Origin of the sequence: Xenophilus azovorans DSM 13620 (assembly GCF_000745855.1) — a bacterium.
In the GTDB taxonomy this organism is placed as follows: domain Bacteria; phylum Pseudomonadota; class Gammaproteobacteria; order Burkholderiales; family Burkholderiaceae_C; genus Xenophilus; species Xenophilus azovorans.
In genome coordinates this window covers 1-12,414 of the sequence record NZ_JQKD01000087.1, presented here as the reverse complement: position 1 = coordinate 12,414, position 12,414 = coordinate 1, and the positions used below count along the sequence as shown (strand labels likewise).

The following is a 12,414-nucleotide window of genomic DNA, read 5'->3' as shown; positions in this document are numbered from 1 at the left end:
GACCGCGGGGCGCAATATGCGAGCGGGCGCTACCGGGCGCTGGCGGCCGATCTGGGCATCACGATGTCCATGAGCAGGAAGGCCAACGCCTGGGACAACGCGCCGATGGAGAGCTTCTTCAAGACGCTGAAGGTCGAGCGCATCTACCAGGTACGCTACGACACGCGTGCGCAGGCCAGGCTGGACATCGTCGACTGGATCGAGGGCTGGTACAACCGTCAGCGCCTGCACTCGGCCAACGGATTCCTCGCCCCTGTGACCTGGGAGAACGCCCAGTTGGCTGCATGACTTGATGTACGTGGAAACGAGGCAGGGTCACGCAAGGCTGCCGAGCAACCTGAGGCCAAGGCCATCTACGCCCAGGGGGTGGCCGAGGGGCGATCGTTCGAGGAGATCGGACGTGCGCTGCAGAAGGCCATCCCGCAACTCGGTTCGCCGCTGGTCCCCCGCAACGTTCCGTGGTTCACGGTGCGCGCCGCGGACTTTCCCAACCCGGAGGTCGCACGCGAGATCGTCCAAACCTACGGTGAGGATCGCGGGCAGGGCCATCGGCTGTATCGATTTCCCGTGGTGTTTCCGTCCGACCACTGGCAGACCGTGATGCCGCACGAACTGGCCGCCTGGGGCGCCAACGAGAAGCGCTTCTGGTCGCAATACTCGGCCGACGGTCAAGTGCGCCGCTGCATGCGCCATGCACCCGTGCCGGTCGATGACACGGGCCGCCGAACGATCCGCATCTTTGGCGGTCGCAAGGCTGTCCCGCGCGAGGAGAACGGTGGCATCTGTGAGCCGGAGAGCTGTGCGGAGTACCAGTCTCGGCAATGCAACCTGACCGGCCGCTTCCTCTTCTTCATCCCTGGGATCCGCACGATCAGCGCGCTCGAGCTGCCCACCACGAGCTTCTATGCCATGAGCGCGGCCATCCAACGCTTCCAGGCGATCGCCATGATGCGCGGCGGGCGGATCTCCGGATTCCTCGGACGGGATCGTACGACCTTCTTCTTGAGCAAGGTTCTCAAGGATGTCCCGCACATCGACGAGCAGGGCCGCGCGTTGCGAGTGCCGCAATGGATCATCGAACTGGAGGCTCCGGTGGACGTGACGGCGCTGCTGCGTGAACACGAGGACGAGGAGACTGCGATCCAGCAGGCGCAGCTCGCCACGCAGGTCCTCGAGGCAAGGGCGGCGCATGAGCCGGCGGACACGCATGCCTCGGCCCGCGGCGAAGGTGGTGCGGCGGCCGAGACCCCCTTGCGCCCCGGACGCCCCACGTTGGAACAGCTGCTGAACAGAGCCCAGGCCATGGGCATCGCGCCGGAGCGCTACACCCGCTATGCGGACAAGCGCTGGGGCTCGGGGTGGCGGGTCAACCCCCATGGCCGCGGCCGCGCCTGGGACGAGCTCGACCGCTACAGCCACGATTGCGAAGGCTATCGTGACAAGATCGAGACCGAGCTGGCGCTCGGCGCGTGATGTAGGAGCACCCATGCGAATCGCGCACTTCTCCGATCTGCACTACGGCGCCAAGACGCTCGCGGAGGCCGACCGATGCTTCGCCGCGGCCATCGACCGGGCGGCGGCGCTCGGTATGCAGGCCGCCGTGATCTCCGGCGACGCGACCGACCACGCCCTGGACCTGCATGCTCCCGCCACGGCAAGGCTCGTGGCCCAGATCCGGCGCCTGGCCGACCACTGCCCGGTGCTAATGCTGCAGGGCACTTATTCGCACGAGCCGCCGGGCACCTTGGACGTGTTCCGCTCGGTTGGTGGACGCTGGCCTATCCATGTGGCCGACCGGATCCAGCAGGTCGCGCTGACGGCACAGCGGGGCTGGGCCGTGTCCTCGGGTTGGCGCTTCGAGACGCTGCCCGCGGACGCTGTGGCTTTGTTCTCCTGCGTGCCGACGGTCAACAAGGCCACGGTGGCCATCACCGTCGGGGCGGCCGATGCGGGCCAGGCCATCGGTGAGGAGCTCGGGCGGCTTCTGACGGGATTCGCGCCGACGCACCGCGTGGCGCGCGGGCGGGGCCTGCCCACGATTGGGGTGTCGCATGGCACGGTCTTCGGCTGCCTGAGCGAGCACGGGGTGCCGATGGCCGCCTTCGACCATGAGTTCGGCACCGGCATCCTGTTCGCCGCGGAGGCGCAGGCCTTCCTGCTTGGCCACATCCACCGTCACCAGTTCTGGCTGATGGATGGGGCCGCGGGTCGGCAGGTCATCGCATATGCCGGCTCCATCGGACGCTTCCACTACGGCGAGGAAGGCTCCAAGGGATTTCTGCTGTGGGACGTCGACGCGCATGCCGCGCGCTGCTCGCTTGAGGCCACGCCGGCTCGCCGCACCATCGATATCGTCTTCGAAGGGCGGCCCGACTTGGCCGTCCTGCGCGAGACGATGGCGCAGCAGGATGTGGCGGGCGCCAGCGTGCGCGTGAGATGGACCGTGGCGGAAGAGGACGGCGTCGCCGTCGACCGTGAAGCCATCCAGCGCGCGTTGGCGGGTGCGGCCGAGACGAAGTTGGAAGGGCGCATTGTCCCCGTCGTTCGGATGCGGGCGGCCGGGATCTCCCAACTCACGCGCCTGGACGATCAAGTGCGCGAGTGGGCGCGCGTGTCGCAGGTCAGGGCGGAGCCTCTCCTGGCTTGCCTGGCGTCTCTGCAGGAGAGTTCGCCGGAGGCCATCGCTGCGCGGCTGCTGCGCGATCCGGACGGCGCGGACGAAGGCCAGCGCGTGGCGTCGACGCCCCCATCCTCGAAGACCGAGCACGCGCCCGAATGGGCAGACGCGTCGGCGCTGGGCTGACAAGCCCGGCGGGAAGTCCTTCAGAAAGACGATGCCCGGCCGGATGGTCAGGGTCACAGCAGCGGCGGCGTCAAGCGCTGGCCGCCAGGTGTGCCTTGCGTTGCTGAAAGCGATCGTGATGGTCGCGCATGTAGGCTTCCAACCGGCGCGCTGCGCTTGGTGGGAGCTGGGCCGCGCGCAGTGGCATGCCGGGCCTCAATCCCAGGCGGGCCGCATCCGAAAGGGCAATCGGCGCAATGACGGTGCGCAGGTCGCCGTGCTGCAAGTCGAAGCTCAGCAGGTGGCGGTCGAACAGCTTGTCCGCATGCGTCGCCAGCAGCAGCCCATTGGCGGGATCCAAACGCTCCAGGTCCGACGACTCGCGCCAGGGCTTGATGTGCGAGGCGATCAGCAGCTCCGGCAGCGCAATGCCCGTCAGCGCGCAGACCTCGCCCTTTCCCCACAGCTCGACAACCTCGGCGCGGAACCGCCCCTGTCCAATGCGGGCCTGAATGAGTGCCTCGCGCTGGGTGGCCTCCACCGCCGTGCGCGCGATATCGGCCAAGTCGTCGGCAAGCGCCGCAGCCGAGGACTGACCATACCCCGCCAGCAGGGCATCGAAGCGCGCTCGGTAGTCGGGTGAGGTGGGCAGAGGATTGAAATTCTGGCCGCTGGAGAAGAAGCGGTGGACTTCCTGTCGGTCATACCAATCCGCGCGCGTCAGTGCAATCGGCGCATCGGGCACACGCACGGCAGCCATCGACAGTTTGAACCGGAACGAGGCGGGCTGGCCTTTGAGGTTGAGCAACTCGAACGGACCGTCGAATCGACGACGGATGCGGAACAGTCCTTCGAGTGTGTAGTCCTTGCCCCCGTCCGCCGCTTCGTCGCCGGAGACGACATAGACCTGGTCGCCCTCGCGCACCGTCGCGTTGTTGGTGTGGTAGCTATGGAGGCTGAAGGGGCCGAAGTGGTGAGTCAGATGGTAGGCAAAGAACGTTCGGTTCAAAGATGGTGCTTTCGCGATCGAGGATGGGCAGAGGATACCGGCTGCATGGTGAGGTCCCTTGAAGACGCCTGCTCGGGCGGGAGACTGTCGGAGCCGTCCCCAACAACTCTCCCTCCACCATGCAACTCCTGTCTCTCACCCTCAAGGGCTTTCGCGGTATCCGCGACGGTCTCGGCCTGGACTCGCTGACATTGGACTTCGAAGCGCAATGCGAAGGCGCCGCCCTGGTGGCCATCGTGGGGGCCAATGGACGCGGAAAGAGCACGCTGCTCGACAACATGCATCCGTACCTCACCATGCCTTCGCGCGCGCCGGCCGCAGGCCCCGGCGGCTTCAGCTACTACGACCACGTGTTCCTTCCCGAGAGCGAGAAGGATCTGGTCTGGGCGCTCGAGGGCCGCTGCTACCGTTCTCAGGTCGTGATCCGGCTCGGTGGCAGGCGCAAGCTCGAAGCCTATCTGTCCGAGCTGTCCGACGCGGGCGCTTGGCACCCCGTTGTCTTGGATGACGGCACGATCGCGGACGGCAAGGTGGAGACCTACACACGCTGTGTGGAGCGACTATGCGGCAGTGCCGACACCTTCTTCACATCGGTCTTTTGTGCGCAAGGCAAGCGCCAACTGAGCGACTACCGCAATGCCGAGATCAAGACCTTGCTCGCCGAGCTCTTGGGACAGGATCGAATCCGGGAGCTAGGCCACAAGGCCGCAGAGACAGCGAAGCTGTTGAAGGCCGGGCTGGTGGCTGTGCGTCAGGAAGCGACGGCGATGGAGGCCGAAGCAGAGCGGCTGACGCATGCACATGTCCAGGTCTCCGATGCCCCGGCGCATGCCGAACGGGCCGGCGCATCGGAGATGGACGCGGCGTCGAAGCTCGAGCAGGTTCGTCAGGCCTGCGCGGACTTGGCGGCCCAGCGGGACCGAGCCCGCGAGACGGACGCACGGCGGGCACAACTGCGGGTGGAGCGCGAGGCCGCCGAGGCCGACTGCCGTGCGGCGATGCGGGATCTGGCTGCTCGTGAGCAGGCCGAGCAGCAACGGCAAGAGCGCCTGACACAGCGCGTGGCGCAGCGGGACGCCCGGGCGAGACAACGACGAGACCAACTCATCGCGGTGCAGACGCAGTGCAACGCCATGCTCGCGGGTGAGCCCATGGTCCGCCGGACGGTCCGACGCTTGTCGCTTGTCGAGCAGGTGCTTGCGCTGCGCGCAGACGATGTCCGGCAGGGCCAGGAGCGTGTCGCGGCGTGGGAGGGGACGCAGGCCACGCTGCGCCTACTGGCTCAACGGGTACAGAACATCGAGCGCCAGGCGGGCCAAGCGGCCTTGCAGGCGCAGTCGCTCGCGCGGCGGTTCGGCCTTGCGGCGGAAGTTCCCTGCAGCGGCATGCCGCTGCAGGGACGCTGCCAATTGCTCGCGGACGCCCGGGAGGCGCAAGCGCTGATCCCCAGTGCCGAGGGTGTGCTGCGGCGTCTAGCGGCCGAGAAGTGCGGGGCGGAGAAGGAGGTCCAGGCCGTACAACAGCGTGCCGCTGCCCTCGCCTCGGCCGCATCGCGACTTGCTGCCGCCGAGCGGCGGTTGGCACGCGCGAGAAGCCGCGCATCCCGCTATGCGCTGGTGGCGGCCAAAGCCGACCAGATGCAGGCGACGCGCCAGCGGCTGTCGGAGGTACAGGCCGAACTGGCAGGAATGGGGATGGTGGACCGCGACCATGCGTCGGTCGAGGCGCGGGCAGACCGCGAGGAGAAAGAGGCCATCGCTGCTGCATTGAGCACCATCGAGGCGCGGCGGGGCCAGGAGGCTGACCGCATTCGGCAGGCCTTGGCCCGGCTCGATGCCGCTCTGCAAGCGCTACCGCCTGCATTCGACAGTCGCAGCCTTTCTGCAGCGGAGGCCGCACGTGACCGTGCAGACGCAGCACACGAGACCGCCCGGCGGGACCATCTCGAGGCCTTCAGGAAAGTTCAGTTCCTCACCGAGCTGGTTCGACAACAAGCGGCCTTGTCCACCCGGCATGCTGCGGCGCGGGAGCGAATGCGCCGCATCGAGGACGCCGTGGGCGATTGGAACCTGCTTGCCCGCTGCATGAGCAACGACGGACTGATCGCATTGGCGATCGACGATTCGGGTCCGGCGCTATCCGGACTCACGAACGAACTACTCCTGGCGTGCTACGGCCCGCGGTTCACGGTCTCGATCCTGACACAGGCGGAAACTGCCAAGGGCGAGAAGCGCGAGGACTTCGACATCGTGGTGCACGATGCAGACTCCGGCGAGAGCAAAAGCGTGCGACTGATGAGTGGTGGCGAGCGGGTCTGGATCAATGAATGTCTGGTTCGCGCGGTCGCGCTCTACCTAGCGCAGACCAGCGAGCGCCGCTATCGGACCCTGTTCTCGGATGAGGCCGACGGCCCTTTGGATCCGGCGCGCAAGCGCATGTTCTGCGCCGTGAAGCGGGAGGTGCTGCGGTTGGGCGGATACACACGAGAGTTCTTTGTCTCACAGACGCCGGAGCTCACGGGAATGGCCGATGCGGTCATTGACCTGGACGCGATGATGCAGACCTGATACGCGGCATTGAGAGTGGCGGCCAAGCTGCACAGCAGGTGCATCGGAGCCGCTTGTGGGCCCTCGCGATCAGGCTGCAGCTGCAAACACGGGCAAGCCGGTGATGACCGGAGCTTCGCAGTCGAACTTCAGCCACACCACGCCAGCCTGCTCGGCAGCCTCAAAGATCGAGGCAAGGTCGGTCTCCGACGGGTGGCGGTATCGGGGCGCACCCACGAAGACGAATCCACCGAATTCCGTGGGGTAGGCGTTCACGGACAGGTCATCTGCACGCAGCAGCTGACGCGTGGCCGGTGTCAGGTGGGACAGCGAGAGCGCGACCAACGGCTCGATCTGCTCCCGCAGGCGATCGATACAGTCAGAATCCATGGCCGGATACTCCTCAATGAATGCCCCGTCCCGGGGGCAGCATTTGCAGCCGGCCGGGCTCGGGGCGATCTCCCTGGCTTGAAATGTCGCTGCCGCCGCGAGTGGGCGTGCCGGCGGCGGCTCGGATCAACCCGCGCTCGCCGATCGAAGGCGACCAGACTCCAGTCGACTTGATCCGGTCGAGGGCGCTGATGTGCAGCTGCGTCAGAACGTCCTCGGGCTTGGCGAGCGACATCTGTCGAGGTGGCTTGCCGCGATGGAAGGCAGGCCCTGCGCATGCTGTGGCCCGGGAGATCCATTCGCCAGCCAGATGGACAGTGCCTTCGATCTCCCCCGCGCAGTGGTCGATGGCATGGCAGTCTTTCGATGGGGCGGAGAGGTACCGGGGCAGGATGACGGGAGCCGACGGAGCGTCGAGCCTCGTGTTGCACATTTCTGTCGCGACCTGGAACTTCTGGTGATTTGGGGCGGGCGGCGCGTCGACCAGCGGCTGGCGGCGTCTGGCGCGAACCTTCATGGCGGTCTCCTCTCGGAAAAGTGGAGAGAACGCCAGCCCCCACAGGGACTTCGTCCCCGATGGAATGTGGGTGCACAACGGGCGTCGGCACGGTGTTCAAGGCAGGTAACGTCTGCGGCGCTGGCCGCCTAGCCAGAAGACCTCTCCAAGAAAAGAGCAGGACGCCCGAGTTTCTAAGACTCTGGAGGCTTGGGCAAGTGGGTTTCCAGCCAAGGCAAGGCAACTGCGTGCCTCGGCGACCGATTGACGATGGCTGATGGACAGACGGCGCCCGTGCCGGTCTCAGGGCATGCTCGGGCGCCTGGCGATCCGACTGGCGGTCGAATGACTTTGCAGTGTCAACCCAGTGACGCTGCAGAAATTTTTGTTGTCGATCCCTTGACTTCGCACACAAGCGCGGCGGCTTGCGTCAGCATGGCGTCCTGCGAGGGCACACACCATGATCCGACTGGGCTGCCAGATTCGGCTGACGCGCAAGGAGATTGCATACTTTCACTGGCTGACCGACATCGAGCCGGTGGGTATTCGCACGCTCGCCGATCTCGACGCGTATGTGGCGAAGTGCAAGGTCCACTACTGGGGTGTGTCACAGGACACGCAATTCCTGCACTGGATGATCGATCAGGAGGTAGCGCGCTGCTTGTCGGCCGCCTGATTCGGCGGAAGGCGCAGAGAGGGCCGCGGGCTGCCGAGGCCCAATGCGGTGCACCGAGGCGCTCCCCTGGCCGCGGAGCCAAGGGAGACGCGGTGCAAAAAGGCTCAGCCGCTGGCTTGAGCCGATCGAGGCGTGGCGTCGGAGCCCTCCTGCGCTGCAGGCGTCCCGGTCGCCGGGCTTGCCTTGTAGGCCGCCCGCGACGCGCGAACTTTGGGATCCTTCGTCAGCCTTTGGACCTGCGCGGCTGCCGGCTCCGCACCGCTGTCCGGCAGGCACGCGATGGCGAGATCGCGCACTTCTTCGAGCGCACGTCCGGTTGCCTTCGGCGCGCCGACGAACAGCTTGCCGCACAACCACCGCACGAACCGGCCGATGCGCTGGTGGCGCAGTTCGCGAGCCTGCTGCAGTCGCAGCGATTCGCGGCAGCACAGGTACAGCGCCAGGTGTTCGCGCTTCATCTCGGGGTCGGCGTCGAGTTGCGCCAACACCTCGGCCGCGACGGCCGGGTACTTGCGCGCACGGCGGTAGAAGGAGACCCATGCGAGTTCCTCCTCGATGACGAGAGCACTGCGCTTCGGCTTGGCCCGGGTTGCATACGCGGTCATGTCGTTTCTCCTCTGCTTGCGGGAAGCACGCCGGCCCCGTTCGGGAGGCGTCAGTCTCCCAGGGGTTGTGGCGGTGTGTCGCTTTGCTAAGCTGGCTTCCCACACGCCTTGGAACGCCCACACAATGCTTCGTGCAGGCCACTCTCTCCGGTTCACGCCCACCGAGATCGAAGAGCTCCGAAGACTCGGAGTCGATGTCGGTGGGGCGCGAACGCAGGACGGTCTCGACCAGGCGCTGGCCCGATGGGCTGACACGCTGGCCGAAGAGCGTCCCGCTCTGCTGAACAAGATCGCGTCCGCGCTGGCCGCTGCGAAGGGCGTCTCGCTACCGGCGCAATTGAAGCGCGTGCGTTGAGATGCCTCGCTGGGCGTTGGCTTCGGCGACCGCGATCCAGCGGTCGGCGATCCGGTCGAGGTAGACCAGATCGTCGTTCTCGATCTCGCCTGCGGCGCGCAGGCGGGCGATGACTTCCTTGACCAGGAACGGATCGTCCCGGGCCAGTTGCACCACGGTGGCGGCAATGCGGCGCCTGTACAGGTCGACCGTCATGGTCAACCTGCGGCCTGGCAATCCGCGCACGGGCGACCCATGCACTTGCCGGAGCAGGGCAGGGGACGCAACAGCACCGGGATCTTCCGATGCGGAACAGGTGGGCGGTCGGCGAGGCCGGATCCGCCCAACAGCACCGGGATGCGGCGCGATTCTCTGGCTGCAACGACAGCGAACATGGGGTTCTCCTTTGATGAAAAAGGGGAACGCCCAACCCTGGCGGGGACTGGGGTCCCCGTTCGGGTGTGCCTCGCGTGAGCGAGGCGGCTCAGTACCGGCCTGGGAAGGCCAGCATGGGATGAAGGCCCAACGCCTTGCGGTGCGGGCCTTCGCTCGATGGATGGCAGCCGTTAGGCCACCGTCCATGTGCATGCGTCAGCCCGAAGGCCGGCAGGAACTCATGGCTGCCGGAGCAGCCAGCCCGGGCGAAGCCGGGCAACTCGAGGGCAGGTATCGACTGCGACGCCAGCGAAGCTGGACTTCAGGGAAGCCGGAGCTGCCGATGAAGGCTTTGTGGACGCGATGCCCACGGGAAGCGTCTCCAGTATGCGCGTCCCGCAGCCGTTGGCGTGGCCGAACTCGAGTTGCCACTGAAAACCCACCGCTGCTGCCCGCGTTGTTCAACTTCCCTGTTCACGCTGGAGCCCAAGGACAGGAGCCTCACACTTGCCGAGCGAACGGACAGAGCGCTGTCTGACCGAGGTGGCTTAGCCGTGGCAATGCTTGTACTTGCGACCTGAGCCGCAGGGACAGGGATCGTTGCGGCCGACTTTCGTGCTGGATGCTGGCGTCGATGGCCTTTGCTGTGAAGCGGCTTGTGCAGCCAGATATCTCCGCAGCGCCAGGGCTTGCTGCCGCGACACCAGCGGCTTGACGCGCTGCTGGGCGATGAGCGCCTTCTGATTCGCTATTTCCTTCGCCTGTTGAGCGCTGAATCCGGGCGCGTAGGGCTCCAGGCGGGCCATCTCTCGCTCCGCGGCGTCGACATCTCCACAGTATGCGAGCACGACCGCATACTGGCTGCGTACGCCGACAATCCGATCAAGCATGTTGACCCTCAGGACCGTTGGCAGCACGTGCTGCTCAAGAACTTCACGGGCACCTTCGAACTCGTGGACGTAGACGAAATCATCGGCAGCGTCCTGCCCGACACGGACCAGCGAGTCGACGGCGCCGACGAGACCATAGAACTTCATGGCGTGGATTCGCGCAAACATCTCCGTCCTGTCAAGTGCCTTAGTCACCATCGCAAGAAGCTCCAGGGCATCGGCAGTGTGCTTGATGTCGTGGTGGTCAATTTCTGGCCGAGCAACCAGTGCGGACAACTCGTGTTGTTTCAGTCCGATCACTTGCTCCGGCGTGATCCCGAGCACCTCGTAGTTCTCAGCGACTGCCCGGCGCGCTTCGCGCTCTGCAGCCTCGAGTTTCTTAAGCCGGAACAGTGCGCAGGCGGCGTTGTAGCGGAAGACGCGGTGATGCTTTGGCTTGTCCGGCAGCATGGATCGCATGGCCTCGATGCTTCTGTCGACCGCTAGCTGGTCACCCTGATCCGCCTGAAAGTTCATCCGCTTCATGATGAAGGACAGGCGTTCATCGTCACCCAGCTCGTGGTTGCCCAAGAGCTGCTCCATTTGATCGAAGCGGCTTTGCAGTCGATCAGTACGACCGTGCTTCATGTCCGCGAACACCAGCCCGTCAAGCGCCCAGAAGCGGTCGCCTGGGTCGATGGTCGGGTCCTGGACTACCTGCTCCAGTCCGTTCCAGATATGCGGGGCGATGCCGAGTTCGTGAAACATCTCCTCGCCGATCAACTCGACCAGGACCTTGATCTCTCGGGTCTCCACCAGCATCCGGGTGTAGAGGGAGAATCTGGACGTGTCCCGAGTCTCCATCAACGACTTCAGCAGCACAGACTTCAGGGCGGAACTCGCGCGGGCCGCCACCGTCGCATCCATCGTCAGGAGGTGCCGGCCACCGAGGATGCGGATCGCATCGTGGATCTTGACTCGGCTGTTGCCATAAATCTCAGCAACGCCGGCCTGGCGCAGTGTCCGGAGGATCGAGGCGGCGGCTGGACCACTGAGTGTGATGGCGTCACGTAGCAGTTCCGTCACCTCCTGGGGATCGAGGACCACGTCAGACAGGCTCAAGACCGCGACAGCATCTTTGGACTGTGACGGAAGCGAGTCGAAGACCTTTTCGAGAATCACCTCCTGAGCAGTTTCCGCTGTGTTGGTTTGCTGCTCGAGTGCGATGCAGAGCTGTTGCAGGTCGCCACCGTAGTCGCGCGCCGCGATGCGCGCCGCGCTTTCCACGAAGAGTGGCATGCCGCGGGTGAGCGTCTGCAGGCGTCCGAGAGTTGACGCGCTGCCGAAAGCGCCTGCGGCGGTGCATGCACTGGCCAACTCGTCCAGGCCCCAACCCATGAGGCTCTCTCGGGTTACGCCCAGCGTCGCTTCGACCTCTCGCAGCGACCCCGCTGGCTGGCACAGCAAGACAAAGCGCAGGGCCGATGTGACTTCCACCATACGACGCAGGTTCTGCGCGTCGATGCGGTGGGCGTTGTCCAGGACCACGATCGGCGCCATGCCCTGGCGACGCAGGTAGGTGTCAAGCGCTGTCAGCGATTCCAGGCCGCTGGCTCCTGGGAGCAGGATCTCCCGGCGCACCGAATCGCTCGCGCCGGACAGCTTGGCCGCCAACTCGCGAACCAGTGCGGCGGCGAGGGCTTCGCTCGGTGTCTCTGCACAGTCGTAGTAGGCGCAGATGTGGCTGCTGACGCAGGCGGCTTGAGCGGCCCACGTTGTCTTGCCCGCGCCGGAGAAGCCCGCGATGATTCTCACCCGCGCGCCAGTCTCGATACCCGGTTCGTCCGCTTGTGGACGATACGGGAGCGGTGGCGCCGGGAACTGCTGAAGTTGAACAATCAGCTGTTCAAACAGCGAAGGCAGGTGCTCGACGACAAAGGTGTGATCGGCGTGAGGTGCATTACCGGCCGCTGCCGCTAGGGAAGGTCTGAACAAGTCCACCGATCATGCCGCGGCGCGTTGAATAGCGCAAAGGAGCCTGCGCGAATGAGCCAGATCAGTTTTGCGGACGCGGAGTACGCCGGCAAGCGGAAGAAGACCCGGCGCGAGGTGTTCCTGGAGGAGATGGAGCAGGTGGTGCCGTGGAAGGTGCTGCTCAAGATCATCGAGCCGCACTACCCAGTGGCCGGCCGCGGCCGCAGGCCGTACGCGCTGGAGTCGATGCTGCGGGTGCACCTGATGCAGAACTGGTTTGCCCTGAGCGACCCGGCGATGGAGGAAGCGCTGTATGAGATCGCCTCGCTTCGCAGCTTCGCGCATTTGAGCCTGAACG

General features: G+C 65.8%; 12 protein-coding genes. 6 read left to right on the top strand and 6 right to left on the bottom strand.

All coding sequences use genetic code 11. From position 1 onward, the window contains the following. The 3 genes from Q392_RS25355 to Q392_RS25345 all read left to right on the top strand — a co-directional run. On the top strand, window positions 1-288 hold a 288-nt coding region (locus tag Q392_RS25355; protein WP_157008267.1), incomplete at its 5' end, for an integrase core domain-containing protein. A 78-nt stretch (window positions 289-366) separates the two neighbouring features. Then, on the top strand, window positions 367-1,473 hold the full coding sequence (locus Q392_RS25350; RefSeq protein ID WP_245610816.1) for a recombination directionality factor: 1,107 nt from the start codon (window positions 367-369) through the stop codon (window positions 1,471-1,473). A 13-nt stretch (window positions 1,474-1,486) separates the two neighbouring features. After that, on the top strand, window positions 1,487-2,803 hold the full coding sequence (locus Q392_RS25345; protein ID WP_051953954.1) for a metallophosphoesterase family protein: 1,317 nt from the start codon (window positions 1,487-1,489) through the stop codon (window positions 2,801-2,803). A 70-nt stretch (window positions 2,804-2,873) separates the two neighbouring features. Here the strand turns inward: Q392_RS25345 and Q392_RS31500 are convergent, their stop codons facing one another. Beyond that, window positions 2,874-3,791 carry an HNH endonuclease gene (locus Q392_RS31500; protein WP_051953953.1) on the bottom strand — a complete coding sequence of 306 codons (918 nt, stop codon included), beginning with the start codon at window positions 3,789-3,791 and terminating at the stop codon, window positions 2,874-2,876. Between the two features lie 119 nt (window positions 3,792-3,910). Between Q392_RS31500 and Q392_RS25335 the strand changes: the two genes are divergently transcribed. Then, entirely contained in the window at window positions 3,911-6,358 is a 2,448-nt protein-coding gene (locus tag Q392_RS25335) for a DNA repair protein (RefSeq protein WP_038214763.1), read from the top strand. Between the two features lie 69 nt (window positions 6,359-6,427). Here Q392_RS25335 and Q392_RS25330 read toward each other — a convergent pair whose 3' ends face one another. Both Q392_RS25330 and Q392_RS33075 read right to left on the bottom strand, forming a co-directional pair. Then, the gene (locus Q392_RS25330) at window positions 6,428-6,727 is read right to left on the bottom strand and encodes a DUF5983 family protein (protein ID WP_038214751.1); all 300 of its coding nucleotides are present in this window, start codon (window positions 6,725-6,727) and stop codon (window positions 6,428-6,430) included. Between the two features lie 13 nt (window positions 6,728-6,740). Further along, a complete protein-coding gene (locus Q392_RS33075; protein ID WP_157008265.1) occupies window positions 6,741-7,244 on the bottom strand; it encodes a hypothetical protein in 504 nt (167 codons plus the stop codon). 439 nt (window positions 7,245-7,683) lie between these two features. On the opposite strand from Q392_RS33075, the gene Q392_RS25320 reads away from it, so the two are divergent. Beyond that, on the top strand, window positions 7,684-7,899 hold the full coding sequence (locus Q392_RS25320) for a hypothetical protein (RefSeq protein WP_038214744.1): 216 nt from the start codon (window positions 7,684-7,686) through the stop codon (window positions 7,897-7,899). Window positions 7,900-8,003: 104 nt separating this feature from the next. Here the strand turns inward: Q392_RS25320 and Q392_RS25315 are convergent, their stop codons facing one another. The 3 genes from Q392_RS25315 to Q392_RS33530 form a co-directional block, all read right to left on the bottom strand. Next, window positions 8,004-8,504: a hypothetical protein gene (locus Q392_RS25315; protein WP_038214742.1), complete on the bottom strand. Its 501-nt coding sequence runs from the start codon at window positions 8,502-8,504 to the stop codon at window positions 8,004-8,006. Between the two features lie 325 nt (window positions 8,505-8,829). Next, the gene (locus tag Q392_RS25310) at window positions 8,830-9,054 is read right to left on the bottom strand and encodes a hypothetical protein (protein WP_038214739.1); all 225 of its coding nucleotides are present in this window, start codon (window positions 9,052-9,054) and stop codon (window positions 8,830-8,832) included. A gap of 707 nt (window positions 9,055-9,761) precedes the next feature. Further along, the gene (locus Q392_RS33530) at window positions 9,762-12,077 is read right to left on the bottom strand and encodes an ATP-binding protein (RefSeq protein ID WP_169748351.1); all 2,316 of its coding nucleotides are present in this window, start codon (window positions 12,075-12,077) and stop codon (window positions 9,762-9,764) included. Window positions 12,078-12,128: 51 nt separating this feature from the next. Here Q392_RS33530 and Q392_RS25300 point away from each other — a divergent pair. Further along, window positions 12,129-12,414, top strand: a 286-nt coding sequence (locus Q392_RS25300; protein ID WP_038214736.1) for an IS5/IS1182 family transposase, incomplete at its 3' end; no start/stop codon positions are given.